20 protein-coding genes and 1 pseudogene are annotated in these 26,422 nt (G+C 65.2%); 18 read left to right on the top strand and 3 right to left on the bottom strand.

Going from position 1 to position 26,422, the window contains the following annotated elements:
* Positions 1-151 precede the first annotated feature (151 nt).
* From norR to ubiT, 7 genes are all read left to right on the top strand, one after another.
* Entirely contained in the window at positions 152-1,672 is a 1,521-nt protein-coding gene (gene norR / locus ACZ9A3_RS12205) for a nitric oxide reductase transcriptional regulator NorR (RefSeq protein ID WP_258607056.1), read from the top strand.
* Between the two features lie 81 nt (positions 1,673-1,753).
* Positions 1,754-2,401, top strand: a complete 648-nt coding sequence (gene pdxH, locus ACZ9A3_RS12200; protein WP_093381862.1) for a pyridoxamine 5'-phosphate oxidase — start codon at positions 1,754-1,756, stop codon at positions 2,399-2,401.
* An 89-nt stretch (positions 2,402-2,490) separates the two neighbouring features.
* Positions 2,491-3,045 (top strand): molybdenum cofactor biosynthesis protein B, encoded by a 555-nt coding sequence (gene moaB, locus ACZ9A3_RS12195; protein WP_476252674.1) that lies wholly within the window; start codon positions 2,491-2,493, stop codon positions 3,043-3,045.
* Positions 3,042-4,277 (top strand): molybdopterin molybdotransferase MoeA, encoded by a 1,236-nt coding sequence (locus ACZ9A3_RS12190; protein ID WP_476252673.1) that lies wholly within the window; start codon positions 3,042-3,044, stop codon positions 4,275-4,277. The genes moaB and ACZ9A3_RS12190 overlap by 4 nt, the downstream gene beginning before the upstream one ends.
* Positions 4,278-4,404: 127 nt before the next feature.
* Positions 4,405-5,400 carry a ubiquinone anaerobic biosynthesis protein UbiU gene (ubiU, locus tag ACZ9A3_RS12185; protein ID WP_093381865.1) on the top strand — a complete coding sequence of 332 codons (996 nt, stop codon included), beginning with the start codon at positions 4,405-4,407 and terminating at the stop codon, positions 5,398-5,400.
* A gap of 10 nt (positions 5,401-5,410) precedes the next feature.
* A complete protein-coding gene (locus ACZ9A3_RS12180; RefSeq protein ID WP_045197999.1) occupies positions 5,411-6,301 on the top strand; it encodes a U32 family peptidase in 891 nt (296 codons plus the stop codon).
* The gene (ubiT, locus tag ACZ9A3_RS12175; RefSeq protein WP_476252672.1) at positions 6,295-6,789 is read left to right on the top strand and encodes a ubiquinone anaerobic biosynthesis accessory factor UbiT; all 495 of its coding nucleotides are present in this window, start codon (positions 6,295-6,297) and stop codon (positions 6,787-6,789) included. Before ACZ9A3_RS12180 ends, ubiT begins: the two co-directional genes overlap by 7 nt.
* Here ubiT and ACZ9A3_RS12170 read toward each other — a convergent pair.
* The 3 genes from ACZ9A3_RS12170 to ACZ9A3_RS12160 all read right to left on the bottom strand — a co-directional run bounded on the left by ACZ9A3_RS12170 (position 6,786) and on the right by ACZ9A3_RS12160 (position 9,999).
* On the bottom strand, positions 6,786-7,463 hold the full coding sequence (locus ACZ9A3_RS12170) for a Crp/Fnr family transcriptional regulator (RefSeq protein ID WP_258593757.1): 678 nt from the start codon (positions 7,461-7,463) through the stop codon (positions 6,786-6,788). The two genes, ubiT and ACZ9A3_RS12170, sit on opposite strands and share 4 nt — an antisense overlap.
* 89 nt (positions 7,464-7,552) lie before the next feature.
* Positions 7,553-8,200: a two-component system response regulator NarL gene (narL, locus tag ACZ9A3_RS12165; RefSeq protein WP_093381868.1), complete on the bottom strand. Its 648-nt coding sequence runs from the start codon at positions 8,198-8,200 to the stop codon at positions 7,553-7,555.
* Positions 8,197-9,999: a HAMP domain-containing protein gene (locus ACZ9A3_RS12160; RefSeq protein ID WP_476252671.1), complete on the bottom strand. Its 1,803-nt coding sequence runs from the start codon at positions 9,997-9,999 to the stop codon at positions 8,197-8,199. Before ACZ9A3_RS12160 ends, narL begins: the two co-directional genes overlap by 4 nt.
* Positions 10,000-10,314: 315 nt before the next feature.
* Between ACZ9A3_RS12160 and ACZ9A3_RS12155 the strand changes: the two genes are divergently transcribed.
* The 11 genes and pseudogenes from ACZ9A3_RS12155 (at position 10,315) to ACZ9A3_RS12105 (ending at position 26,418) form a co-directional block, all read left to right on the top strand.
* The gene (locus ACZ9A3_RS12155) at positions 10,315-11,610 is read left to right on the top strand and encodes an MFS transporter (RefSeq protein WP_213604189.1); all 1,296 of its coding nucleotides are present in this window, start codon (positions 10,315-10,317) and stop codon (positions 11,608-11,610) included.
* On the top strand, positions 11,597-12,994 hold the full coding sequence (locus ACZ9A3_RS12150) for a NarK family nitrate/nitrite MFS transporter (protein WP_093381874.1): 1,398 nt from the start codon (positions 11,597-11,599) through the stop codon (positions 12,992-12,994). Before ACZ9A3_RS12155 ends, ACZ9A3_RS12150 begins: the two co-directional genes overlap by 14 nt.
* A 73-nt stretch (positions 12,995-13,067) precedes the next feature.
* Complete coding sequence (locus ACZ9A3_RS12145) at positions 13,068-16,835, top strand: nitrate reductase subunit alpha (protein WP_213604191.1); 3,768 nt, start codon at positions 13,068-13,070, stop codon at positions 16,833-16,835.
* Between the two features lie 11 nt (positions 16,836-16,846).
* Entirely contained in the window at positions 16,847-18,385 is a 1,539-nt protein-coding gene (gene narH / locus ACZ9A3_RS12140) for a nitrate reductase subunit beta (RefSeq protein ID WP_476252670.1), read from the top strand.
* A gap of 2 nt (positions 18,386-18,387) precedes the next feature.
* Complete coding sequence (gene narJ, locus ACZ9A3_RS12135; protein ID WP_045198015.1) at positions 18,388-19,143, top strand: nitrate reductase molybdenum cofactor assembly chaperone; 756 nt, start codon at positions 18,388-18,390, stop codon at positions 19,141-19,143.
* Positions 19,136-19,816, top strand: coding sequence for a respiratory nitrate reductase subunit gamma (narI, locus tag ACZ9A3_RS12130; protein ID WP_195884341.1), 681 nt, complete (start codon positions 19,136-19,138; stop codon positions 19,814-19,816). Before narJ ends, narI begins: the two co-directional genes overlap by 8 nt.
* A gap of 10 nt (positions 19,817-19,826) precedes the next feature.
* A complete protein-coding gene (locus tag ACZ9A3_RS12125; protein ID WP_476252669.1) occupies positions 19,827-20,651 on the top strand; it encodes a peptidylprolyl isomerase in 825 nt (274 codons plus the stop codon).
* Between the two features lie 10 nt (positions 20,652-20,661).
* Complete coding sequence (gene moaA / locus ACZ9A3_RS12120; protein WP_476252668.1) at positions 20,662-21,654, top strand: GTP 3',8-cyclase MoaA; 993 nt, start codon at positions 20,662-20,664, stop codon at positions 21,652-21,654.
* A 226-nt stretch (positions 21,655-21,880) separates the two neighbouring features.
* Positions 21,881-24,094, top strand: a pseudogene (locus tag ACZ9A3_RS12115) (ribonucleoside triphosphate reductase).
* The gene (locus tag ACZ9A3_RS12110) at positions 24,091-24,786 is read left to right on the top strand and encodes an anaerobic ribonucleoside-triphosphate reductase activating protein (RefSeq protein ID WP_476252667.1); all 696 of its coding nucleotides are present in this window, start codon (positions 24,091-24,093) and stop codon (positions 24,784-24,786) included. The pseudogene ACZ9A3_RS12115 and the gene ACZ9A3_RS12110 overlap by 4 nt, the downstream one beginning before the upstream one ends.
* 12 nt (positions 24,787-24,798) lie before the next feature.
* Positions 24,799-26,418, top strand: coding sequence for a methyl-accepting chemotaxis protein (locus tag ACZ9A3_RS12105; RefSeq protein WP_476252666.1), 1,620 nt, complete (start codon positions 24,799-24,801; stop codon positions 26,416-26,418).
* Positions 26,419-26,422: the final 4 nt, after the last annotated feature.

Raw genomic sequence — 26,422 nt, 5'->3', positions numbered from 1 at the left:
AGGGGGCCTGCTCTGCTGGCAAAGTGTCCCAGGGTGATTGCATCGCCCATGCCAGCTTTACTTGCCCGAAATCAAGGTCTGGCGCCGGGCTTGTGGTGAAATCTACCCGCCTGCCTGCGGGTAGCGATAACCATAGAGGGTAATAACTACCATGCTGCGTGAAAGCCTGGCCGCCGACCTGATCGTCGAACTGCCCAATGCCGTGCGCTTGCAGCGCCTGGTACAAACCCTGCGCGAGTACTTCAACTGCGGCGCGGTCGGGCTGTTGCGCCTGGAGGGCGACAGCCTGCGCCCGCAGGCCAGCGTCGGGCTGGTCCACGAAGCCCTCGGCCGGCGCTTCGTGATCGCCCGGCATCCGCGCTTGGCAGCGATCATGGCTTCGCGCGAGCCAACCTGGTTCGAACCCGACAGCCGCCTGCCGGACCCTTACGATGGCCTGCTCGACAGCGCGCTGCATGAGCCCTTGGCTGTGCACGACTGCATGGGCGTCAGCCTTTACGTAGAAGGCCAACTGTGGGGTGCGATCACTCTCGATGCGTTGCAGCCGGGGACCTTCGACAGCGCTGCCCGCGATGAACTCAAACGCTGCACCTTGCAGATCGAAGCGGCCCTGCGGGTCACCCGCCTGGAGCAGGAAAACCGCAGCCTGCGCCTGTCGCGCAGCGAACCCCAGGACCTGCGTGCGCCGCTGGAAGCGAGCGAGATTCTTGGCCACAGCCCGGTGCTGCAGCAGTTGCTCAACGAGATCGAACTGCTCGCCGACGCCGAACTGCCGGTGTTGCTGCTGGGCGAGACCGGGGTCGGCAAGGAGCTGTTCGCCCGCCGCTTGCATGGTTTATCGCGGCGCCGCCACAAGCCGCTGATCCAGGTCAACTGCGCGGCCTTGCCCGAATCCCTGGCCGAAAGCGAGCTGTTCGGCCATGTCAAAGGTGCGTTTTCAGGCGCCAGCAGCGACCGCGCCGGGCGCTTCGATGCGGCCAACGGTGGCACGCTGTTTCTTGATGAAGTCGGCGAACTGCCGCTGAGCGTGCAGGCCAAGCTGCTGCGCACGTTGCAGAACGGCGAGATCCAGCGCCTGGGCGCCGACAAGCCGCTGCACGTGGATGTGCGCATCATCGCCGCGACCAACCGGCACTTGCCCGACAGCATCCGCGACGGTCTGTTTCGCGCCGACCTCTACCATCGCCTGTCGGTGTATCCGCTGCCGATCCCGCCGCTGCGCGAGCGCGGCGACGATGTGTTGATGATTGCCGGGCAGTTCCTTGAGCTCAACCGCACCCGCCTGGGCCTGCGCGGCTTGCGCCTGTCGCCGGCGGCCGAGCGGGCGCTGCTGGCTTACCACTGGCCGGGCAATGTGCGCGAGCTTGAGCATGTAATCAGCCGCGCCGCGCTCAAGCAGCTGAGCCGCGAGGGCAGCCGCAACCTGATCATTACCCTGGAGCCGCAGGTGCTCGACCTCGACAGTGCGCCGGCAGCCGCGCCAGTGGCAGAGCAGGGGGCACCACCGGCGCTGGCGTTCAGTTCCCTGAGCGAAGCCGTCGACGCCTGCCAGCGCCAGGCCATTGCCCAGGCCCTGCGCCTGAGCGGCGACAACTGGGCCAGCGCCGCGCGGCTGCTGGCGCTCGACCCGAGCAACCTGCACAAACTGGCCAGGCGTTTGCGCCTCAAGTAACGCCGCTGGCGTTGATGGCGGTCAAGGTGCGGGCGGGGCGCTGCTTACAGACTGCGCACAACTAAACAGGAGCTCACCGCCATGCCGTTGTCCCTTGCCCAGATGCGTCGCAACTACACCCTCGGTGGCTTGCAGGAAGCCGAAGCGCCGCTGGAGCCTCTGAGCCTCTTTGCCCAGTGGCTGCAACAGGCCCGCGAAACCGAGCGCGAGCCGGTGGAGGCCAACAGTATGCACCTGGCCACGGTTGACGCCACTGGCCGCCCGCATTGCCGGGTATTGCTGCTCAAGGGCGTTGACGAGCAGGGCTTTACCTTCTTCGGCAACTACCAGAGTGCCAAGGGCCAGGAATTGGCAGCCAATCCCTATGCGGCGATGACTTTCTTCTGGCCGGGGCTGGAGCGCCAGGTTCGCATTGAAGGGCCGGTGGCGCGGCTTGACCCGCAGCTGTCCGATGCCTACTTCGATTCACGCCCCGAAGCCAGCCGCCTGGGCGCCTGGGCGTCGCCGCAAAGCCGGCCGCTGGCCGACCGCGACGCGCTGCAGGCAATGCTCGCGCAGACCATTCGCCGCTTCGTCGAACAACCCCTGCGCCGCCCCGAGCACTGGGGCGGCTACTGCCTGAGGCCTGAACGCATGGAGTTCTGGCAAGGCCGTGCCGACCGCTTGCACGACCGCCTCGACTACCGCCATCAGGGCGGGCAATGGACGCGCCAGCGCCTGGCGCCCTGAACCCGAAGAGATACCTCCAAGGAGGAATAGGTTCGCCCAGGCTTTAGGTTCAGGCTTGGGCCCATCCCTATCTCACCGGAGCCCAGGCCATGGCCCATCTGGCGCAACGCACGTTTGAACCCCTGAACATCGCTGTGCTGACCATCAGCGACACGCGCAACTTTGATACCGACAGCTCGGGGCAGACCCTTGTCGACCTGCTGCAGGCGGCCGGGCATGTGCTGCTTGAGCGCGACCTGGTCAAGGACGATATCTACCAGATCCGCGCCACGCTCTCGCGCTGGATCGCCGACCCCAAGGTGCAGGTGGTACTGACTACCGGCGGCACCGGCTTTACCGCCCGCGACAACACCCCGCAGGCGGTGCTGCCGTTGCTGGACAAACACGTCGAGGGCTTTGGCGAGTTGTTCCGCCAGGTGTCGCTGGCCGAAATCGGCATGTCCAGCCTGCAGTCGCGCGCGCTGGCCGGCATGAGCAATGGCGTGCTGGTGTGCTGCGTGCCGGGCTCGCCCGGCGCCTGTCGCACGGCCTGGACGCAGATTCTCGACAGCCAGCTCGACAGCCGCACCGGTCCGTGCAATTTCGCCCCGCATCTCAAGGCTAAATCCGAGCAGGCCATCGACGCCTGTGGGACGCGGCCATGAGCGGGCGTGTGTGCGACAGCGGCAAGCTGATCCCGGTCGACCAGGCCATCCGCCATTTGCTTGAACAGGCGCCGCCACCACCGGCGGCGCAGATGGTTTTGCTGGAGCAGGCCCTGGGCCGGGTGCTGGCGGCCGATATCCACGCCCCGCGCAGCCTGCCGGGCTGGGATAACAGCGCCATGGACGGTTTTGCCTTCAGGGCCGCCGACCTGCCTGCGGCGGGCGGTTGCCTGACCCTGGCCGGGCGCATCGCTGCCGGCCAGCAGGCCAGTACTGCATTGCAGCCAGGCCAGGCGGTGCGCATCTTTACCGGCGCACCCTTGCCGCCAGGCGCCGACACGGTGGCCCCGCAAGAGCTGTGCCGGGTTGACGGCGAGCAGGTCTGGCTGCCGGCCGCAAGCCTTGGCGCGCATGTGCGCAAGGCCGGCGAAGAGGTGCGCGAAGGTCATCTGCTGCTGCAGGCCGGCAAGCGCCTGCGCGCCCAGGAGCTGGGCCTGCTGGCCGCCTCGGGGCTGGCCTGGGTCGAGGTCCATCGGCCCTTGCGCGTCGCTTTGCTGAGCAGCGGCGACGAGCTGCGTGAACCCGGCCAGCCGCTGGCCCCGGGGCAGATCTACAACAGCAACCGCTATTGCCTGACGGCCCTGTTGCAAGGCTGGGGTGTCGAGGTGCATGACTACGGGGTGATGGCCGATGAGCTGGCGGCCAGCAAGCACGCGCTGAACCTGGCGGCGGCCGAGTGCGACCTGCTGCTGACTTCTGGCGGCGTGTCAGTGGGCGAGGAAGATCACCTCAAGCAAGCCATCCAGGCGCTGGGCCGTGTCGATTTCTGGCGCCTGGCGATCCAGCCGGGCAAGCCCCTGGCCTTTGGCGAGGTGGCGGGGCGGCCGTGGATCGGCATGCCGGGCAACTCGGCCGCGGCGCTGATCACCGCGCTGGTGGTGGTAAGGCCCTTGCTGCTGCGCGCCCAGGGCGTGCGTGACGTGCTGCCACGGCCCGTGGCGCTGCCGGCGGGCTTTGACTGGCTGCAGCGTAACAAGCGCCGCCAGTACCTGCGGGCGCGCTTGCTGCCCGAGGCCAACGGCCAGTCCAGCGTGCAACTGCACCCGCAGCAAAGTTCGGCGATGCTCAGCGCCGCCTGCTGGGCCGACGGCCTGGCGCTGGTGGAGTGCGAGCAACAGGTGCACAAACACGACAGCGTACAGTTTTTGTCATTTGCCGAGCTGATGCAGTGAGTGGCCTTGATTGCCGTCAAGGTTCTGCTGGAGGCGCTGGCTAGACTGGCAGCGCTTTTTCCAGTGCTCCGGGCTTGTGTCAACCGCGCAGGCCAGGGGAGATAGGTTTCTTTGATGAGGAAAACCCATGCAACTGGTCTGCCCGGCAGGCAACCTGCCTGCGCTCAAAGCCGCGGTGCGCCAAGGCGCCGATGCGGTGTATGTCGGCTTTCGCGATGACACCAACGCCCGCCATTTCGCCGGCCTGAACATGGACGACAAGCAGTTTGACGCCGCCGTCGGCCATATCCGCCAGCACAATCGCAAGCTCTATGTCGCAGTCAACACCTACCCGCAGCCGCTGGGTTGGGAGCGCTGGCAGCGGGCGGTAGACCGCGCCGCCGACCATGGCGTCGATGCGCTGATTGCCGCCGACCCGGGGGTGCTCGGCTACGCAGCCGAGCGCCACCCGCAACTGAACCTGCACCTCTCGGTCCAGGGCTCGGCCACCAACGCCAGTGCCCTGGCATTCTACGCCCGGCACTACAACATCCGCCGCGCCGTACTGCCGCGGGTGCTGTCGCTGGCCCAGGTGCGTCAGGTCGCTGCCAGCACCACGGTACCGATCGAGGTGTTCGCCTTCGGCAGCCTGTGCATCATGGCCGAAGGGCGCTGCCACCTGTCCTCGTACATCACCGGCGAGTCGCCGAACCTGTGCGGCGTGTGTTCGCCGGCCAAGGCGGTGCGCTGGAGCGAAGATGCCGATGGCCTCAGCGCGCGCCTGAGCGAGGTGCTGATCGACCGCTATCAAGCTGACGAACCCGCCGGCTACCCGACCTTGTGCAAGGGCCGCTTTATGGTCGGCGGCAAGCGCTTCCACGCCCTGGAAGAGCCCACCAGCCTCGACACCCTCGACCTGCTGCCAGAGCTCGCCGCCATGGGCGTCGAGGCGGTCAAGATCGAAGGCCGTCAGCGCAGCCCGGCGTATGTCGAGCAGGTCACCCAGGTCTGGCGCGCCGCGCTCGACGCCCACCGCCTGGCGCCGCAACGCTTCACGGTCAAGGCGCAGTGGCGCCAGGTGCTGGCCGGTTTGTCCGAAGGCAGCCAGACCACCCTGGGTGCTTACCATCGATCATGGCAATGAGGGACTGCACATGAAGCTCAGCCTGGGACCCGTGTTGTACTACTGGGACAAGGAACAATTGGGGCGTTTCTACAGCGAAATGTCGGCTTTGCCCCTGGATGTGATTTACCTGGGGGAAACCGTCTGCTCGAAGCGCCGGGCGATGAACCTCGACCACTGGCTGGGCCTGGGCCGCGAGCTACAGGCCTGCAGCCCGGCGCAGATCGTGCTGTCGAGCCTGACCCTGATCGAAGCTGCGTCCGAGCTCTCCAGCCTGCGCCGCCTGTGCGATAACGGCGAGTTGCTGGTGGAGGCCAACGACATGGGCGCGGTGCAGTACCTGGCCGAGCGCAAGCTGCCGTTCGTGGCCGGGCCGGCGCTGAACCTTTACAACGGCCACGCCCTGGCCAGGCTGCTCGAGTGCGGGATGATCCGCTGGGTGCCGCCGGTGGAGTGCTCGGCGGCGCTGATTCGCGCGGTGCTCGACCAGGCCGTTGAACTGGGCCGTGAACTGCCCGAGGTCGAGGTCTTTGCCTATGGCCACCTGCCGCTGGCTTACTCGGCGCGCTGCTTTACCGCGCGGGCGGAAAACCGGCCCAAGGATGACTGCCAGTTCTGTTGCATCAACTACCCCGATGGCCTGGCCCTGAGCAGCCAGGAAGGCCAGGCGCTGTTCACCCTCAACGGCATCCAGACCATGTCCGCCGAAGTCACCAACCTGCTGGCCGACTATGCCGGGTTGCAAGCCTGCGGCGCCGACCTGCTGCGCCTGAGCCCGCGCGCCCAGGGCATGGCCGAGGTGATCGAGGCCTTTGCCCGGGTGCGCCAGGGCGAGGCGCCGCCGCTCTGTGTCGACGGCTGCAACGGCTACTGGCATGGCCAGGCGGGCATGTTGCGGGTCGAGGAGGTGGGCCTGTGCTGAACCGTACGCAATGGCTGCTCAAAGGCGCCGACAAGGTCCTGCCGTTGGTGCGCAAGGTGCCCTTTGTGATCCAGCGCGCGGCCTTGCAGCAGGCGCTCAACCGCTGCCTGGCCGAGCCCTTGCGCGACGGCGAGTTCGACCTGTTGCGCGGGCGCTGGCTGTGCCTGCGCATCCCTGACCTGGACCTGACCTGGTACCTGACGCGCAACCGCGAGGGCCTGCAGATCGCCGAGCGGGCCAGGGCCGATGTGACCATTCGTGGCAATTGGCGCGAGTTCCTGTTGCTGGCCAGCCGGCAGGAAGACCCGGACACCCTGTTCTTTCGCCGCCGCCTGGTGATCGAGGGCGACACCGAGCTGGGCCTGACCCTGAAAAACCTGATCGACAGCCTCGACCCCGAGGTGCTGCCGGTGTGGTTGTGGCGCAACCTGGAACGCGCCGGCAAGGGCCTGGCGGCAAGCTCTGGGCAGCGCCGGCGCGCGGGCTAGCCCGTGTAGCCGGCCAGATCATCGGTGTTGAGGATCTGGATGCTGCGCCGCTCCATGGCGATCAGGCCGCGTTCCACCAGGCGGTGCAGGGTGCGCGAAAAGGTCTCCGGCTGGATCCCCAGCTTGGAGGCCACCAGGCGCTTGGACACCTGCAACTCGAGCCGGCCGCTGTCCGGGTCGCACTCCTGCAGCAAAAAGTTGATCACCCGCCGGCTGGCGCTGGCCGAGGTCAGGGTGTCGATGTCCTTGAGGCGCTGGTGCAGGTGGATGCTCATGTTCGCCAGGATCGCCAGGCAGACCTGCGGCTGGTCTTCCAGGGCATTGCGGTAGTGGCCGCCGTCGATGCTGATCAGCAGGCAATCCTTGAGCGCCGTGGCCGTCACCGGGTAGCTGCGCGCCTGGCTGAACAGCAGCGCCTCGGCAAAGGTCTGGCCCGGCTGGATGATCTCCACCAGGTGTTCCTGGCCCTCGGCGCTGAGCCGGTACAGCTTGATCTGGCCGCTGACCAGCAAGAAGAAGCGCTTGGCCGGGTCGCCCTGGTGCATGAGCGTGTCATGACAGCCCAGGCGCCGGAGCATGGCCAGGCTGCAGACGGCTTCGAAGACTTTCTCCGGCAGTTGGCTGAACAGGTGGTGGCGACGTAAAAGCAGAACGCTAGAAGGGTGGGTCAGCATGGCGTACCTCCGCTGGCGCCTATGGTAGAACCCGTGGCGCCGGCGGCCTATGCCTCTGCCGGTCTACCTCCAAAGGGGCAGTCGCCGGCTCAGGCACTGTGGCGCAGATGCTCAAGGGCCCACACCGCCGCCTCCACCCGCGAGCGCAGGCCGAGCTTGTGCAGCAGGTTCTTCACATGCACCTTGACCGTGCCTTCGGTGATCCCCAGCTTGTGGCCGATGACCTTGTTGCTGTAGCCGCTGGCGATGGTTTTCAGCACCTGGCGTTCGCGTTCGGTGAGCTCGACGTCGGCCTGGCGCGGCGGTGAGCGCAGGGCCTGGGCCATGACCCGGGTCAGCCCCGGGCTGATCACCAGGGCGCCGTTCATGGCATCGCGAATGTACTGGATCAACAGCTCGGGCTCCATGTCCTTGAGCAGGTAGCCGTCGGCGTCCAGGCGCAGGGCAGCGCGGATATCGTCTTCGGCATCGGACACGGTAAACAGCAGCACCTTGCCGGCAAAGCCCTGGCTGCGCAGATGGCGCAGGGTTTCGATGCCGTTCATCTGCGGCATGTTGTTGTCCAGCAGCAGCAGGTCAGGTTGCAGCGGCGCGATCAGGGCCAGGGCTTGTTCGCCGTGGCTGGCCTCGCCGACGATCTCGAAGTCGTCTTCCAGTTCAAGCATCTGGCGAATGCCATGGCGCATCATCGGGTGGTCGTCGACCAGCAGTATCCGGTAGCGCGGGGAGGGGTTCATACAGGGTTACCTTCGTTCAAGTGCCCGAGAAATTCCGGGCGAAATTCCATCTGTACCCGGGTGCCTTGCGGCGTCCGGCCAACAATCTGCAACTGGCCGCGCAGGCTGCGCGCCCGCTCGTCCATGATGTTCAGGCCGTGGTGTTCGCGCAGGTCGTGGGTGGCGCTGAAACCACGGCCATCGTCCTCGATCGACAGGCAGACCTGCTCGCCGTGCTGGCGCAATTGCAGCCAGGCGTTCTGCGCATGGGCATGGCGCAGGCAGTTGGACAGCGCCTCGCGGGTGATCTGCAGAATGTGGATCTGTTCGCTGGCCGAAAGCTCGAAGGCCAGGCTGTCGACGTGCAGGTGCACCTGGAACTCGCCCCGGCGGGAGAACTCCTCGGCGGTGTCCTTGAGTTCCTGCACCAGGCCTGCGTCATGGATCTGCAGGCGAAAGGTGGTGAGCAGTTCGCGCAACTGCCGGTAGGCGTTGTTCAGGCCTTCGCGCAGCTCGGCGGTGACGTTCTCAAGGGTTGCCACCGGCTCGCCACGGCGCATCAGGGTTTGCATGCGGCTGACCTGCAGCTTCATGTACGACAGCGCCTGGGCCAGCGAATCGTGCAGCTCGCGGGCGATGATCGCGCGTTCTTCGAGCAGCACCAGGCGATGGTCCTGTTCGCGCTGGCGCTTGAGCGACAGCGAGGTGCCGATCAGGTTGGCCAGGGCCTGGATCAGCTCGGTTTCCCAGGCTTGCGGCTCGTGGCCGTCGATAAAGTGCGCCTTCAATTCACCGAGGGTGCTGCCCTGGTTGCTGATGCTGAAGGTATGGCGCAGGGTGCGCTGGTGGCGCTGGCAACTGGCGCAGTCGCTGCTGGCGCAGATCTTGCGGCTGGCGGCGCCATGCAGGGCCAGCAGTTGCTGGGCCGGGGCCTGCAACTGGCCTTGCAGGCACAGCGACAGGCGCAGGCCCGGCAAGCGCTGCTGAAAGCGCCGGATCAGCTCATCCAGGCCCTCGGCGTTGGCCAGCCGCGTGGCCAGGCTGCGGCTGCTCTGGTACAGCAGTTCAAGGGCGGCATTGGCCTGCTGCAGGTTGAGGGTTTTTTGCTGCACCTGGCTTTGCAGCGTGCGGTGCGAGTGTTCGATGGTTTCGGCCATGGCGTTGAAGCGGGTGGCCAATTCGCCGAGTTCGTCTGCCGACTGATGATTGACCCGCGCCTGGAACTCGCCACGGCGAAAGCGCTGGGTGGCGTCGACCAATTCCTTGAGCGGCGTGATGACGTTGTACTGCAGCTCGTACAGGCCGAACAGCAGGACGATCATGGTGGTGAACAGCGCCGCGCCCTGGATCACTTGCTGCCAGCCCTGCTTATGCTCGCTCTGGCGCTGCAGCAGGCTGACAAACTGGTTGAGCTGGTTGACGAAGGGCAGGGTGCTGGCCTGAAACGTGGCGGCGTCGCCGCGCTGCAAGGCTGGCAACAGGGTGTGCTGCCAGTAGTGCTGCAAGCGCTGGTAGCTGGCCTGCAGTTCAAGGTTCTTGCCGTCTTCGAGCACCGCTTGCAGGGCCGGGCTGTTGAGCCGTTGCTGCAGGCTGTCGCGGATGCGCTCAAGCTCGGCAGGCTCGGCACCGGCGGCGAGCTTCCAGCTCAGGTGGTAGGTCTCCATGCGCACCGAGCCTGCGGTATTGATCGCCGCCGCATCGCCCTGGCTGAACCAGGCGATCAGGCCGGCGCTGAGCGAGCTGGCCAGGGCCAGCACGGCAATCAGGATCACCGCCAGGCCGGCGCGCGCGGGCAACGAGCTGCGCAGCCAGCCGATCATGGACGGCGGCCGGGGGCGATGAGTGTAAAGCGGTACATGGAGCACTCCAGGGTGTTGCAGCTGATCGTTTCGCAGCCTTCCCTGGCGCTCTACCTCTAAAGAGTTTGCAACTGTCAGATTTCTCGCGATGGCGCTGAGAAACTTGACAAGGCCCTGATAAACAAAGGGTTTAGAGGTTTTTCGGCGCTACCTCGTTGGAGGTAGGCAGTACAAGCATAGGCCCAGGGGCGCCAGGGCTTCTTTGATCGGGGTCAAGTTTTATCGGGGTTTGCCTCTCTAGTCTGCCGGCCATGGCTACCTGACTGGAGACCCGAGATGACTCAACCGCGAATACGCCAAGGCCTGGTATTGGGCATGAGTACGCTGGCCTTCACCGTCTGCTTCATGGTCTGGATGATGTTTGCCGTGCTCGGCGTGCCGATCAAGGACCTGCTTCAGCTCAACGAAACCCAGTTCGGCCTGCTGGCCGCCACCCCGGTACTGACCGGCTCGCTGGTGCGCCTGCCGCTGGGCATGCTCACCGACCGCTTTGGCGGGCGCAGCGTGTTCTTCCTGTTGATGCTCGCCTGCGTGCTGCCGCTGTACCTGATCAGCCACGCTACGGCGTACTGGCAGTTCCTGGTCCTGGGTTTGTTCGTCGGCCTGGCCGGTGGCTCGTTCTCGGTGGGCATCGCCTATGTTGCCAAGTGGTTCGAGCAAGACAACCAGGGCCTGGCCATGGGCATCTTCGGCGCCGGCAACGCAGGCGCCGCGGTCACCAAGTTCCTCGCCCCGGCGCTGATTGCCGCCGGCAGCTGGCAGCTGGTGCCGAAGGTGTTCAGCGCCATCCTGTTCATTACCGCGCTGCTGTTCTGGTTGCTCAGTGCCGACAACAAGGCCCATCGCAGCGCCAGCGGTGCGAGCCTTGGCGAGCAGCTCAAGGCCCTGGCCGAGCCTGCGGTGTGGCGCTACTGCCAGTACTACTCGATCGTCTTCGGCGGCTACGTGGCCCTGGCGCTGTGGATGACCAAGTACTACGTCCAGGAATACGGCTTCAGCCTGCAAAGCGCGGCGCTGCTGGCCGCCTGCTTCTCACTGCCGGGTGGCGTGCTGCGCGCCGTCGGCGGCTGGATGTCGGACCGTTGGGGCGCACAGAGCGTGACCTGGTGGGTGCTGTGGGTCAGCTGGATCTGCCTGTTCCTGCTCTCGTACCCGCAAACCCAGCTGCAGGTGCAGACCATCAACGGCCCGCTGGACTTTCACATCGGCCTGAACCCTGCGCTGTTCACCGTGCTGCTGTTCGTCATGGGCATCGCCTTCGCCTTCGGCAAGGCCTCGGTGTTCAAGTACATCGCCAACGACTACCCGCAGAACATGGGCGCGGTGTCCGGCATTGTCGGCCTGGCCGGCGGCCTGGGCGGCTTCATTCTGCCGATCCTGTTCGGCGCGCTGGTCGACCTCACCGGCGTGCGCTCCTCCTGCTTCATGTTGATGTACGGCGTGGTCTGGGTCTCGCTCATCTGGATGTACCTCAGCGAAATCCGCAAGCGCCCGCTGCTGGGCAGACAGCCCGCAGCCGTAATGCCCCCGTTTTCCAGCATTGCCCAAGGAGAAGACCATGTCGGTTCTTAAACAGCCTGACCAAGGCCCGGTGATTCACGACTGGCGCCCGGAAGACCCCGCGTTCTGGGGGCAAAGCGGCAAGCAGACCGCCACCCGCAACCTGTGGATCTCGATCCCCGCACTGCTGCTGGCCTTTGCCGTGTGGATGGTGTGGAGCACGGTGATCGTGCGCCTGAATGCCATCGGCTTCAGCTTCAGCACCGACCAGTTGTTCTGGCTGGCCGCCTTGCCCGGGCTCTCGGGGGCGACCTTGCGGGTGTTCTACTCGTTCATGGTGCCGATCTTCGGCGGCCGGCGCTGGACTGCCCTGAGCACCGCCTCGCTGCTGGCACCGTCGCTGTGGATGGGCTTTGCCGTGCAAGACCCGAACACCCCCTACAGCGTGTTCGTGATCATCGCGCTGCTGTGCGGCTTTGGCGGCGGCAACTTCGCTTCGAGCATGTCCAATATCAGCTTTTTCTACCCCAAGTCGCAGCAGGGCACCGCCCTGGGCCTGAACGCCGGGCTGGGTAACCTCGGCGTTTCGGTGATGCAGTTCTGTGTGCCGCTGGTGATCACCTTCGGCCTGTTCGGCGCCCTCGGTGGCCAGCCGCAGGCACTCGCCGACGGCGGTCAGCTGTGGCTGCAGAACGCCGGTTTCATCTGGGTGCCGTTCATTGTCCTGGTCACGGTGCTGGCCTGGTTCGGCATGAACGACCTGTCCAGCGCCAAGGCCTCGTTCAGCGAGCAGGCGGTGATCTTCAAGCGCAAGCACAACTGGCTGATGTGCTGGTTGTACCTGGCCACCTTCGGCTCGTTCATCGGTTTTTCCGCAGCCTTTCCGCTGCTGATCAAGACCGCCTTCCCGCAGGTCAATGCCCTGACCTTCGCCTTCCTCGGCCCGCTGGTCGGCGCCCTGGTACGCCCGCTCGGTGGCTGGCTGGCCGACAAGCTCGGCGGCGCGCGGGTCACCCTGTGGAACTTCGTGCTGATGATCGTCATGGTCTTCGGCGTGCTGGCGTTCATCCCCGCCCAGGGCGAGAGCAGCAACTTCTACGGCTTTCTCGGCATGTTCATGCTGCTGTTCATCACCACCGGCATCGGCAACGGTTCGACCTTCCGCATGATCCCGGTGATCTTTCGCACCCTGCACGAACAGGCCGCCAGCGGCAAAGGCGCCGCCGCCCGCGAACAGGCGCTGAAGAACGCCGGCAAGGAATCGGCCGCAGTGCTGGGCTTCAGCTCGGCGATGGGCGCCTTCGGCGCGTTCTTCATCCCCAAGACCTTCGGTACTTCCATGGCCCTGACCGGTGGCCCGCAGATGGCCTTCTACCTGTTCGTCGGCTTTTACCTGAGCTGCATCGTCGTGACCTGGTGGTGGTACGCACGCAAAGGCGCTGCGACCCCCTGCTGACAGAACCCCGAATTCACACCTTGCCCGGGCGGGGCGCAGAACCCCGCAGCCGCAAGCCTGAGAGGAAAGCACCATGAGTCATTTACTGGATCAACTGCGGTTCTTCAATCGCAAGCAGGGCGAGTTCGCCGACGGTCATGGCGAAACCCGCAAAGAGTCGCGCGACTGGGAGAACGTCTACCGTTCGCGCTGGCAGTACGACAAGATCGTGCGCTCCACCCACGGGGTCAACTGCACCGGCTCCTGCTCGTGGAAGATCTACGTGAAGAACGGCCTGATCACCTGGGAAACCCAGCAGACCGACTACCCGCGTACCCGCAACGACCTGCCCAACCACGAGCCGCGCGGCTGCCCGCGGGGTGCCAGCTACAGCTGGTACATCTACAGTGCCAACCGCCTGAAGTACCCGAAGATCCGCAAGCCGCTGCTCAAATTGTGGCGTGAGGCGCGCCAGAACCTGGCGCCGGTCGAAGCCTGGGCCAGCATCGTCGAGAACCAGGCCAAGGCCGACAGCTACAAGAGCAAGCGCGGCATGGGCGGCTTCATTCGCTCCAGCTGGGATGAAGTCACCGAGATCATCGCCGCCGCCAACGTCTACACCATCAAGCAATACGGCCCCGACCGGGTGGTGGGCTTCTCGCCGATCCCGGCGATGTCGATGGTCAGCTACGCCGCCGGTGCCCGCTACCTGTCGCTGCTGGGCGGCACCTGCCTGAGCTTCTACGACTGGTACTGCGACCTGCCGCCGGCCTCGCCGATGGTCTGGGGCGAGCAGACCGACGTGCCGGAATCGGCCGACTGGTACAACTCCAACTACATCATCGCCTGGGGCTCCAACGTTCCGCAGACCCGCACCCCGGATGCGCACTTTTTCACCGAGGTGCGCTACAAAGGCACCAAAACCGTGGCCATCACCCCCGACTATTCGGAAGTGGCCAAGCTCACCGACCTGTGGCTCAACCCCAAGCAGGGTACCGACGCCGCCCTGGCCCAGGCCTTCAACCATGTGATCTTCAAGGAATTTCACCTCGACCGGCCCAGCGCCTACTTTACCGAGTACGCCAAGCGCTACACCGACCTGCCGGTGCTGGTGCTGCTCAAGCCGATGCTCGGCACCGCGCCGGGCAACGGCTATCAGCCGGACCGCTTCCTGCGCGCTTCGGATCTGGCAAACAACCTTGGCCAGGACAACAACCCCGAGTGGAAAACCATTGCCCTGGATGCCGACGGCGAGCTGGTCTCGCCCCAGGGTTCGATTGGCTACCGCTGGGGCGAGCAGGGCAAGTGGAACATCCTTGCCCGTGAAGGCGGCGAAGGCCGCGAGATCGACCTGACCCTGAGCCTGATCGGTGGCGACGTCGCCGAAGTGGCCTTCCCGTACTTTGCCGGCGAGAGCCACGAGCACTTCCAGCATGTCGCCGGCGACGCCGTGCAGTACCGCCGCGTGCCGGTGCGCAGCTTGACCCTGGCCGACGGTAGCCAGGTCAAGGTGGCCACGGTGTTCGACCTGTCGGCGGCCAACCTTGCCATCGACCGTGGCCTGGGCGGCGCCAATGTGGCCCGCGACTACGACGACGCCAGCGTGCCCGGCACCCCGGCCTGGCAGGAGCAGATCACCGGCGTCAGCCGCGAGAAAGCCATCCAGATCGCCCGCGAGTTTGCCGACAACGCCGACAAGACCCGTGGCCGCTCGATGATTATCGTCGGCGCGGCGATGAACCACTGGTACCACATGGACATGAACTACCGCGGGCTGATCAACATGCTCATGCTCTGCGGTTGCGTCGGCCAGACCGGCGGCGGCTGGGCCCACTACGTCGGCCAGGAAAAACTGCGCCCGCAGTGTGGCTGGCTGCCGCTGGCCTTCGGCCTGGACTGGAGCCGGCCGCCACGGCAGATGAACGGCACCAGCTTCTTCTACGCCCACAGCTCGCAATGGCGTCATGAGAAGATGAGCATGCACGACGTGCTCTCGCCGCTGGCCGACAAGCGCGAGTTCCCCGAACACGCCCTGGACTACAACATCCGCGCCGAACGCGCCGGCTGGCTGCCCAGCGCGCCGCAGCTCAACACCAACCCGCTGCACATCTGCCGCGACGCCGCCGCAGCCGGCATGGCGCCCAAGGACTACGTGGTCAAGGGCCTGCACGAAGGCAGCCTGCGCTTTGCCTGCGAGCAGCCGGACAACCCGGTCAACTTCCCGCGCAACATGTTCATCTGGCGGTCCAACCTGCTCGGCTCCTCGGGCAAGGGCCACGAGTACATGCTCAAGTACCTGCTCGGCACCCGCAACGGGGTGATGAACGAAGACATCGGCCAGGTCGGCGACTGCAAGCCGCAAGAGGCCGAATGGGTCGACGACGGCGCCATCGGCAAGCTCGACCTGGTCACCACCCTGGATTTCCGCATGTCCTCGACCTGCGTGTATTCCGACATCGTCCTGCCGACCGCGACCTGGTACGAGAAGGACGACATGAACACCTCGGACATGCACCCGTTCATCCACCCGTTGTCGGCAGCCATTGACCCGGCCTGGGAATCGCGCTCGGACTGGGAGATCTACAAGGGCATCGCCAAGGCCTTCTCGGCCATGGCCGAAGGGCACCTGGGCGTCGAGCAGGACCTGGTCACCGTGCCGCTGATGCATGACAGCGTCGGCGAGCTGGCCCAGCCGTTTGGCGGCACCGACTGGAAAACCGCCGGCGTCGCCCCGCAGCCGGGCAAGAACGCACCGAACCTGCAGGTGGTCGAGCGCGACTACCCGAACATCTACAAGCAGTTCACCTCGCTCGGCCCGCTGCTGGAAAAGCTCGGCAATGGCGGCAAGGGCATCAACTGGAACACCGATGAAGAAGTGAAGTTTCTCGGTGAGCTGAACTACCGCGAAGTCGAGGCGGGCATCAGCCAGGGCCGGCCGAAGATCGATACCGCGATCGATGCGGCGGAAGTCATCCTCTCGCTGGCCCCGGAAACCAACGGCCACGTGGCGGTCAAGGCCTGGGCGGCGCTGTCGCAGTTCACCGGCATCGACCACAGCCACCTGGCGCTGTCCAAGGCCCACGAAGCGATCCGCTTTCGCGACATTCAGGCGCAGCCGCGCAAGATCATCTCCAGCCCGACCTGGTCGGGGCTCGAGGACGATCACGTCAGCTACAACGCCGGCTACACCAACGTCCACGAGAACATCCCGTGGCGGACCATCACCGGCCGCCAGCAGTTCTACCAGGATCACCCGTGGATGCAGGCGTTCGGCGAGCAGTTGATGAGCTACCGGCCACCGGTCAACACCCGCACCATCGCCGGGGTAAAAGACAAGCGCAGCAACGGCGAGACCGAGATCGTCCTGAACTGGATCACCCCGCACCAGAAGTGGGGCATCCACAGCACCTACAGCGACAACCTGCTGATGCTCACCCTGAGCCGTGGCGGGCCGATCGTCTGGCTCTCGGAGATTGATGCGAAGAAGGCCGGCATCGAGGACAACGACTGGATCGAGTGCTTCAACGCCAACGGCGCGCTGACTGCGCGGGCGGTGGTCAGCCAACGGGTCAAGGAGGGCATGGTGATGATGTACCACGCCCAGGAACGGATCGTGAACGTGCCTGGCGCCGAGACCACCAAAACCCGCGGCGGCCACCACAACTCGGTCACTCGCGTGGTGCTCAAGCCGACCCACATGATCGGCGGCTACGCGCAACAGGCCTATGGCTTCAACTATTACGGCACGGTCGGCTGCAACCGCGACGAATTCGTCGTGGTGCGCAAGATGGCCAAGGTCGACTGGCTCGACGGTTCGCGCGGCGATGAGCTGCCCCGTCCGCTGCCGACCGAGATGGAATAAGGAGCACTGTCATGAAGATCCGTTCACAAATCGGCATGGTCCTCAACCTGGACAAATGCATCGGCTGCCACACCTGTTCGATCACCTGCAAGAACGTCTGGACCAGCCGCGAAGGCATGGAATACGCCTGGTTCAACAACGTTGAATCCAAGCCCGGGGTCGGCTACCCGAAAGAGTGGGAAAACCAGGACAAGTGGAAGGGCGGCTGGCTGCGCAACGCCAACGGCTCGATCAACCCGCGCATCGGCGGCAAGTTCCGGGTGCTGGCGAACATCTTCGCCAACCCCGACCTGCCGAGCCTGGACGACTACTACGAGCCGTTCGACTTCGACTACCAGCACCTGCACACCGCGCCCCTGGGCGAGCACCAGCCGACCGCGCGGCCGCGCTCGGTGGTGTCCGGCAAGCGTATGGAAAAGATCGAATGGGGGCCGAACTGGGAAGAAATCCTTGGCACCGAGTTCGCCAAGCGGCGCAAGGACAAGAACTTCGACCAGATCCAGGCCGACATCTACGGTGAGTACGAAAACACCTTCATGATGTACCTGCCGCGCCTGTGCGAGCACTGCCTCAATCCTGCGTGCGCGGCGTCCTGCCCGAGCGGGGCGATCTACAAGCGCGAAGAGGACGGTATCGTCCTCATCGACCAGGAAAAATGCCGCGGCTGGCGCATGTGCATCAGCGGCTGCCCGTACAAGAAGATCTACTTCAACTGGAAGAGCGGCAAATCCGAGAAGTGCATCTTCTGCTACCCGCGCATCGAAGCCGGCATGCCTACGGTGTGCGCCGAAACCTGCGTCGGGCGCATCCGCTACCTCGGCGTGCTGCTGTATGACGCCGACCGCATTGCCGAGGTGGCCAGCACCGCCAACGAGCACGACCTGTACGAGAAGCAGCTGGAAATCTTCCTCGACCCCAACGACCCGGCGGTGATCCGCCAGGCCCTGGAGGACGGCGTACCGCAGTCGGTGATCGACGCCGCGCAACGCTCGCCGGTGTACAAGATGGCCGTCGACTGGCAGCTGGCGCTGCCGCTGCACCCGGAATACCGCACCTTGCCGATGGTCTGGTACGTACCGCCGCTGTCGCCGATCCAGAACGCCGCAGCTGCCGGCACCGTGGGCATGAACGGGGTAATCCCGGACGTCGACAGCCTGCGTATCCCATTGCGCTACCTGGCCAACCTGCTCACCGCCGGTGACGAAAAGCCGGTCAAACGCGCCCTCAAGCGCCTGCTGGCCATGCGCGCTTACAAGCGCGCCGAGCAGGTCGAGGGCGTGCAGGACCTCAAGGTGCTGGAGGACGTCGGCTTGAGCGTCAACCAGGTCGAGGAGATGTACCGCTACCTGGCCATCGCCAACTACGAAGACCGTTACGTGGTACCGAGTGCCCACCGCGAAGAGGCCATGAGCGATGCCTTCGCCGAGCGCTCCGGTTGCGGCTTCAGCTTCGGCAGCGGCTGCAGCGGCAGCTCCGACACCAACCTGTTCGGGGCGAAGAAGGCCAACCGCCGCGAGATCCTCAAAACCGTACAGCTGTGGGAGGAATGAGCATGCGCATCCTGAAAGTGATTTCGCTGCTGCTCGATTACCCGAACGAAGCCCTGGTGGCCGGCCGCGACGAGCTGGAGCAGGCGATCATCCAGGCGCGGGAAATCAGCCCGCGCCAGCGCGGCGCGCTGTTCGAGCTGCTGGAGCTGATCTGCAACAACGACCTGATGGATGGCCAGGAGCATTACGGCGCGTTGTTTGGCCGTGGCCGTTCGTTGTCGCTGCTGTTGTTCGAGCATGTGCATGGCGAGTCCCGCGACCGCGGCCAGGCCATGGTCGACATGCTCGCCCAGTACCAAGCGGCGGGCTTTGCCATTGGCGTCAAGGAGCTGCCGGACTACATCCCGCTGTACCTGGAGTACCTGTCGACCCGCGAAGACCTCGAGGCCCGCGAGGGCCTGGCCGATGTCGCGCACCTGCTGGCGCTGCTTGCTGCACGCCTGGAGGAGCGTGAGAGCGCCTACGCCAGTTGCTTCCGGGCGTTGCTGCAGATTGCCGGCGCCGAGCCGCACCAGGCGGTGGCTGATTTGCGCGAGCAAGTCGCCGCCGAGCAACGCGATGATTCTCTCGAAGCCCTGGACAAGATCTGGGAAGAGGAGGCGGTGGACTTTCTCAAGGCCGAGCAGCAGGAGCGTTGCAGCTCACTGCCAAGCGCGCCGGGCAAGGCCCGGGAAGAAAGCGCGGTACCGCTGCACTGGGTCGATTTTCAGCATCAAGGCCAGGCTGCTGCGCCGGCCGGGGAGGTGGGTAATGTCTAAGTGGAACCTGTTGATGTTCGGGGTCTATCCCTATGTCGCCCTGGCGATCTGCTTGCTCGGCAGTTGGGCACGGTTTGACCTTTCGCAGTACAGCTGGAAGGCCGGCTCCAGCCAGATGCTCGACAAGCGCGGCATGCGCGTGGCGAGCAACCTGTTCCATGTCGGCGTGCTGTTCGTGTTGGCCGGGCACTTCGTCGGCCTGCTGACCCCGGCGTCGGTCTATCACCATGTGCTTAGCACCGAGCACAAGCAGCTGCTGGCGATGGTTTCTGGTGGGTTCTTCGGCCTGCTGTGCCTGATCGGCCTGATCATGCTGCTGCACCGGCGCCTGACCGAGCCACGGGTGCGGGCGACTTCCAGCACCTCGGACATTCTCATCTTGCTGGTATTGCTCGCGCAACTGGTACTCGGCCTGCTGACCATCGTCGCCTCCACCGGCCATATGGACGGCTCGGTGATGGTCATGCTCGCCGACTGGGCGCAGAACACCGTGCTGCTGCGCCCGGTGGATGCGGCGGCGGCAATCGCCCCGGTGAGCCTGGTGTACAAGCTGCACGTGCTGCTGGGCCTGACCCTGTTCGTGCTGTTCCCCTTCACCCGCCTGGTGCACATCGTCAGCGCGCCGGTGTGGTACCTGGGCCGGCGCTATCAAATTGTCCGGCAGAAAGCCTGAGGAGGTCGCCATGACGCACGCAAGCGAAGCGCACCTGATTGCCAGCAGCGAACAGCAGTGGCCGGTCATCAGTGTCAATGACGTGGTCATCAGCCAGCAGGCCCTGGCCCAGGAGCTGCAATACCACCCGGCCAGCGATCGCGAGGAGGCCGTGTACATGGCCGCCCGCGCCCTGGTGATCCGCGAGCTGATGCAGCAACGCATCGCCGAACTGGGGCTGGCGCTGCAGGTGGGCGCCGGCGAGAACCCGGAGGAAGCGGCCACGCGGTTGCTGCTGGAGCGCGAAGTGCAGGTGCCCAGCTGTGACGAAGCCACCTGCCTGCGCTACTACAACAGCAACCGCGGGCGCTTTCACAGCGCGCCGCTGCTCGCGGTGCGGCACATCCTGCTCGAATGCGCGCCGGACGATGCCGAGGCGCGCAGCCTGGCCCTGGTGCAGGCCGAGATCCTGCATGAGCGGCTGTTGCAATTCCCCGAGCAGTTCGCCGAGCTTGCGCAAAAGTACTCGGCCTGCCCGTCGAAGGCCCAGGGGGGTGAGCTGGGGCAGATCAGCAAGGGCCAGACCGTGCCGGAGCTTGAGCGCCAGCTGTTTACCCTGGCGCCGGGCCTCGCGCTCAAGCCGCTGGAAAGCCGCTACGGCTGGCACCTGGTCAGTGTCGACCAGCGCATCGAAGGCCAGGCCTTGCCCTACGAGGCAGTGGCCACGGCGATCCGCACCCAGTTGCAGCAGGGCGTGTGGCAAAAGGCGCTGGTGCAGTACCTGCAAACCCTGATCGGCGCCGCCGATATTCGCGGCATCCGCCTGCAGGGCGCCGATTCACCGCTGGTGCAATAAGGGGACGCTGATGAGCACTGTGATGCAGGACGGCTTCGGGCGGCAGATCGATTACCTGCGCATGTCGGTGACCGATCGTTGTGATTTTCGCTGTGTGTACTGCATGGCCAAACACATGACCTTCTTGCCGCGCCAGCAGGCGCTGACCCTCGAAGAGTTGCGGCGCCTGGCCACGCTGTTCGTCGGCCAGGGCGTGGGCAAGATCCGCCTGACCGGCGGCGAGCCGCTGATTCGCCCGGGTATCGTCGAGCTGTGCCGTGACATTGCCGCCTTGCCCGGCCTGCGTGAACTGGTGATGACCAGCAATGGCTCGCAGCTGCAGCGCCTGGCCCGGCCGCTGGTAGAGGCCGGGGTCAAGCGCATCAACATCAGCCTCGACAGCCTCGATGGCCAGCGCTTTCGGGCAATTACCCGCACGGGCGATCTGGATCAGGTGCTGCGCGGCATCGAGGCGGCGCGCGAGGCCGGTTTCGAAGGCATCAAGCTCAATTGCGTGGTGATGAAGGGGCGCAACTTCGATGAGGTGTTGGCGCTGCTGCAGTACGCCATCGACCAGCGCATCGACATCACCTTCATCGAGGAAATGCCCTTGGGCGAGGTCGGCCGTGCGCGCGCTGAGTCGTTTTGCGCCAGCGACGAGGTACGGGCGCTGATTGCCAGCCGCCACGCTTTGCTCGATAGCGCCGAGCACAGCGGCGGGCCGGCGCGCTATGTGCGCCTGGCCCGGCACCCGGCAACGCGCATCGGTTTTATCTCGCCCAACAGCCACAACTTCTGCGCCAGCTGCAACCGGGTGCGGATGACCGTGGAAGGGCGCTTGCTGCTGTGCCTGGGGCAAGAGGATTCGCTGGATTTGCGCGGCTTGTTGCGGCGCTATCCGCTGGATGACCAACCGATCATCAGCGCTCTGCAACAGGCGTTGCGCCGCAAGCCGTTGCGCCATGATTTCAACCCGCAGGGGGAGGTGCAGATCTTGCGGTTCATGAATATGAGCGGCGGCTAAAACTCTGTGGGAGCGGGCTTGACCCGCGATCGAGTGCACAGCACTCGCATTTTCAGTGCCTTCTTTGTTGGTGGCTGCACCGGCCTCATCGCGGGTCAAGCCCGCTCCTACAGGATCCCGCCAGTCTTGATATCGATCAATTTCTTTCACCCGCTTTACCCGTAGCCTGCACTGCATATTGTGTTTCCAAATCAATAAACGTCTATATGTAGTGTCAGGAGGGCAAATGCACAGCACGCTGATCAGGGTAGGGCACAACCGGTTGCACAAGCGCGATGGCAGCCTGGTGGCCTTTGACGCCGACAAGATCCGCCAGGCGTTGATCGCCGCCGGCAAGGCCACTGGCGAATATGCCGAAGCCGAGGCAGACGGTTTGCTTGAAGCAGTCCTTGCCCACCTTGAGGGCTACTCCAAGCTGCACGTCGAGCAGATCCAGGACCGGGTCGAACGGGTGCTGATGGACGCCGGGCATTTCCTTTCGCTACGCGCCTATATCGTCTACCGCGAACAGCACGGACGCCTGCGCCGTGACCGCAAGACCCTGGTCGAAGTCGCCACCTCGATGAACGAATACCTCAACCGCGAAGACTGGCGGGTGCAGGCCAACGCCAACCAGGGTTATTCCCTTGGCGGCCTGGTGCTCAATGTCTCCGGCAAGGTCACTGCCAACTACTGGCTCGACGAGGTCTACAGCGAAGCCATCGGCCGCGCCCATCGCGAGGCCGACCTGCATATCCACGACCTCGACATGCTCGCCGGCTACTGCGCCGGCTGGTCGCTGCGCAGCCTGCTGCACGAGGGCCTCAATGGCGTGCCCGGGCGGGTCGAGGCCGGCCCGCCCCAACACCTGAGCAGCGCCCTGGGGCAGATGGTCAACTTTCTCGGCACCCTGCAGAACGAGTGGGCCGGGGCCCAGGCCTTCAGCTCCTTCGACACTTACCTGGCGCCCTACGTGCGCAAGGACCGGCTGAGCTATGAAGAGGTGCGCCAGGCCCTCCAGGAGTTCATCTACAACCTCAATGTGCCGTCGCGCTGGGGCACGCAAACGCCGTTTACCAACCTGACCTTCGACTGGGTCTGCCCGCAGGACCTGCGCGAGCAGATCCCGGTGATCGGCGGCGAAGAAATGCCCTTTGCCTACGGCGAGCTGCAAGCGGAGATGGACCTGCTCAACCGTGCCTACATCGAAGTGATGCAGGCCGGCGACGCCAAGGGCCGGGTATTCACTTTCCCGATCCCGACCTACAACATCACCCACGACTTTCCCTGGGACAGCGACAACGCCGAGCGCCTGTTCGCCATGACCGCGCGCTATGGCCTGCCGTACTTCCAGAACTTCCTCAACTCGGACATGCAGCCCAACCAGGTGCGCTCGATGTGCTGTCGCCTGCAACTGGATGTGCGCGAACTGCTCAAACGTGGCGGCGGCCTGTTCGGCTCGGCCGAGCAGACCGGCTCGCTGGGGGTGGTGACCATCAACTGCGCGCGCCTGGGCTACCTGTACAAGGGCGACATCAGCGGCCTGTTGCAGCGTCTGGATGCGCTGATGGAGCTGGCCATGGAGAGCCTGGAGGTCAAGCGTAAGGTGATCCAGCACCACATGGATGCGGGCTTGTACCCCTATACCAAGCGCTACCTGGGCACCCTGCGCAATCACTTCTCGACCATCGGCGTCAACGGCCTGCATGAGATGCTGCGCAACTTCAGCGACGAGCAGATGGGCCTGCACACCGCCCAGGGCCGGCGCTTCGCCCTGAACCTGCTGGACCATGTGCGCGCCACCCTGGTGCGCTTTCAGGAAGAAACCGGCCACCTGTACAACCTCGAAGCCACCCCGGCCGAGGGCACCACCTACCGCTTCGCCAAGGAAGACCTCAAGCGCTTCCCCGACATCCTCCAGGCCGGCTGCAGCCAGGCGCCGTACTACACCAACTCCTCGCAACTGCCGGTGGGCTATACCGACGATCCGTTCGAGGCCCTGGAACTGCAGGACGAGCTGCAATGCAAGTACACCGGCGGCACCGTGCTGCACCTGTACATGGCTGAGCGGATCTCCTCGGCCCAGGCCTGCAAGCAACTGGTGCGCAGGGCCCTGGAGCGCTTCCGGCTGCCGTACCTGACCATCACCCCGACGTTTTCCATCTGCCCGGTGCATGGCTACCTGGATGGCGAACATGAATTCTGCCCCAAATGCGACGAAGCGCTGCTGCTGGCCCAGCAGCAGGGCAGCGTGCATTGACCCGTTTTACCCTCAACAGCAAGGAGCTTCATCATGACTGCACAGCAAACCCTGCCGACGGCGCAACGCCAACGGTGCGAAGTCTGGACCCGGGTCATGGGTTATCACCGCCCGGTGTCGGCGTTCAACCCCGGCAAACAGTCCGAGCACCACGAGCGGCTGCACTTCAATGAGGGCGCGGCAACGGCCGGGCATCCATGAGCCGAGCGCTGCGGGTCGGGGGCATGGTGCCCCTGACCACCCTCGATTACCCCGGCAAGCTCGCCTGTGTGCTGTTCTGCCAGGGCTGCGCCTGGCGCTGCCGTTACTGCCACAACCCGCAACTGATCCCGCCCCGGGGCCGTGATGAACTGCCCTGGGCGCAGGTACTGGCGTTTTTGCAGCGTCGCCGCGGCCTGCTCGATGCCGTGGTGTTCAGCGGCGGTGAGGCAACCCTGCAGGACAGTCTGCCAGAGGCCATGGCCCAGGTGCGGGCCATGGGTTTTGCCATCGGCCTGCACAGTGCCGGGATCAAGCCCGAGGCGTTTGCCCGGGCATTGCCTGGGGCCGACTGGGTCGGCTTTGACGTCAAGGCGCTGGCCGAAGACTGCCAGTTGGTTACCGGCGTGCGCGGCAGTGGCCAGGCCAACTGGCGCAGCCTGGATTCCCTGCTGGCCAGCGGCGTCGACTACGAATGCCGCACCACGGTGCACTGGCACCTGATCGATCCACCGCGACTCCTCACCCTGGCCCGGCGCTTGAATGCGCTTGGGGTCCAACGCTTCGTCGTGCAGCGGGTACGCACGGCACGCATGCTCGACCCGCAGCTGCCCGGTGCTTCGGCACACAGATTGCTACCCGAGCTGTGGGACACCCTCCACACGCTGTTTCCCGCGTTTGAAGTACGCGACTAGTAAGGCTTTGAAATGACCAGATTGACCACAGCACAACGTATCCTCATTGGTTTTGCCATCGCGCCCCTGGCGCTTCTGGGCCTGGCCTTTTATGCATTGCATGACCTGGCCACGCTCAAAGAGCAGGCGGTGGTGATCGTCAAACAGGACTGGCCGAAGATCGAACCGATCATGGTCATCGCCACCGGGGTGCGCGACAACGCACGCAACACCCGCGATCTGTTGCTCGACAAGGACAACCTGCAGGTGCAGCAGGCCATCGACACCACCAAGCAGCGCATCAGCCAGGCCCTGGCAACGCTTGAGCCGCTGTTCTACCTGCCCGAGGGCAAGGCCGCCTACGCTGCGCTGAAAGCCAGCCGCGAAACCTATGTCGCGGCGTTTACCCAGGTACAGACACTGATCCGCCAGGGTGACGCGCAGGCGGCAATGACCCAGCTCAAGCAAAACGTGGTACCCGCCGAGCACGAGGTATACCAGCACCTGGAAAGCCTGATGGCCTTGCAGGGGCAGATCTTCGTCGAGCGCGAACAGGCCGCCCAGGCCCTGTACAACGACGCCCGGCTGAACATGCTCGGCCTGGTCGTGCTGTGCCTGTTGGCGGTGATCGCCGCTGCGCTGCTGGTGACCCGCAGCGTCACCCGGCCGCTGGGCGGCGAGCCGGATACCGCCGCGCGGGTGCTCAGCCAGATCGCCGAGGGTGACCTGACCATCGCGGTGCCGACCCATGGCAGTGCCGACGGCAGCGTGATGCTCAACATGCAGCAGATGCAGCAGAGCCTGAACAGCATGGTCAAGCACATCGCAGCTTCGGTGGAGCGGGTCGCCAGTTCTTCCGAGGAACTCAGCGCGGTCAGCAGTCAGACCAGCAGCAGCCTGCAGCTGCAGGGCCTGGAAATCGAACAGGCAGCAGCCGCGGTCAACGAGATGACCGCCGCGGTGGACGAAGTAGCGCGCAATGCGGTGAGTACCAGCGAAGCCTCGAAGGTCTCCGAACAAACCGCCCAGCGTGGCCGTGAACAGGTGCGCGAGACGGTCGTCTCGATCAGCACCCTGGCCGACGGCGTCAGCGATACCTCCGCGCGCATCCAGCAACTGGCCGGGCGTGTGCAGGACATCAGCACGGTGCTGGATGTGATCCGCAGCATCGCCGAACAGACCAACCTGTTGGCGCTCAACGCCGCCATCGAGGCGGCCCGCGCCGGCGATGCCGGGCGCGGCTTTGCCGTGGTCGCCGACGAGGTGCGGGCCCTGGCCCATCGCACCCAGGTGTCGACCCAGGAGATCGAGCAGATGATCGGCAACATCCGGCAGGACACCAGCGAGGCGGTGACCGCCATGCTCAGCAGCAGCGAGTTGGTGCACACCACCCTGGATGTGGCCCAGCGTGCCGGCGAAGCACTGGAGGCGATCACCCGGTCGATCTCGCAGATCAACGAGCGCAACCTGATGATCGCCAGCGCCACCGAAGAGCAGGCCCTGGTGGCCCGTGAGGTGGACCGCAACCTGGTGGGCATTCGCAACCTCTCCGAACAGGTGCTGCTGGGGGCGCAACACACCGACAGCGCCGGCCAGGACCTGGCGCAGATGGCCGGCAGCCTGAGCCAGACCGTGGCGCGCTTCAAGGTTTGATGCC

Source organism: Pseudomonas sp. TE4620, assembly GCF_056279045.1.
The sequence above is the reverse complement of the archived record's forward strand: the minus strand, read 5'-3'. Positions and strand labels throughout refer to the sequence as shown.

Bases quoted from the DNA above. Each gene is read 5' to 3' on its own strand.
- ubiU (WP_093381865.1), top strand. From the start codon at position 4,405: ATGCAACTGGTCTGCCCGGCAGGCAACCTGCCTGCGCTCAAAGCCGCG.
- ACZ9A3_RS12150 (WP_093381874.1), top strand. From the start codon at position 11,597: ATGTCGGTTCTTAAACAGCCTGACCAAGGCCCGGTGATTCACGACTGG.
- pdxH (WP_093381862.1), top strand. From the start codon at position 1,754: ATGCCGTTGTCCCTTGCCCAGATGCGTCGCAACTACACCCTCGGTGGC.
- ACZ9A3_RS12125 (WP_476252669.1), top strand. From the start codon at position 19,827: ATGACGCACGCAAGCGAAGCGCACCTGATTGCCAGCAGCGAACAGCAG.
- norR (WP_258607056.1), top strand. From the start codon at position 152: ATGCTGCGTGAAAGCCTGGCCGCCGACCTGATCGTCGAACTGCCCAAT.
- ACZ9A3_RS12145 (WP_213604191.1), top strand. From the start codon at position 13,068: ATGAGTCATTTACTGGATCAACTGCGGTTCTTCAATCGCAAGCAGGGC.
- narH (WP_476252670.1), top strand. From the start codon at position 16,847: ATGAAGATCCGTTCACAAATCGGCATGGTCCTCAACCTGGACAAATGC.
- ACZ9A3_RS12190 (WP_476252673.1), top strand. From the start codon at position 3,042: ATGAGCGGGCGTGTGTGCGACAGCGGCAAGCTGATCCCGGTCGACCAG.
- narL (WP_093381868.1), bottom strand. From the start codon at position 8,200: ATGAACCCCTCCCCGCGCTACCGGATACTGCTGGTCGACGACCACCCG.
- moaB (WP_476252674.1), top strand. From the start codon at position 2,491: ATGGCCCATCTGGCGCAACGCACGTTTGAACCCCTGAACATCGCTGTG.
- ACZ9A3_RS12105 (WP_476252666.1), top strand. From the start codon at position 24,799: ATGACCAGATTGACCACAGCACAACGTATCCTCATTGGTTTTGCCATC.
- ACZ9A3_RS12160 (WP_476252671.1), bottom strand. From the start codon at position 9,999: ATGATCGGCTGGCTGCGCAGCTCGTTGCCCGCGCGCGCCGGCCTGGCG.
- narI (WP_195884341.1), top strand. From the start codon at position 19,136: ATGTCTAAGTGGAACCTGTTGATGTTCGGGGTCTATCCCTATGTCGCC.
- narJ (WP_045198015.1), top strand. From the start codon at position 18,388: ATGCGCATCCTGAAAGTGATTTCGCTGCTGCTCGATTACCCGAACGAA.
- ACZ9A3_RS12170 (WP_258593757.1), bottom strand. From the start codon at position 7,463: ATGCTGACCCACCCTTCTAGCGTTCTGCTTTTACGTCGCCACCACCTG.
- moaA (WP_476252668.1), top strand. From the start codon at position 20,662: ATGAGCACTGTGATGCAGGACGGCTTCGGGCGGCAGATCGATTACCTG.
- ACZ9A3_RS12155 (WP_213604189.1), top strand. From the start codon at position 10,315: ATGACTCAACCGCGAATACGCCAAGGCCTGGTATTGGGCATGAGTACG.
- ACZ9A3_RS12180 (WP_045197999.1), top strand. From the start codon at position 5,411: ATGAAGCTCAGCCTGGGACCCGTGTTGTACTACTGGGACAAGGAACAA.
- ACZ9A3_RS12110 (WP_476252667.1), top strand. From the start codon at position 24,091: ATGAGCCGAGCGCTGCGGGTCGGGGGCATGGTGCCCCTGACCACCCTC.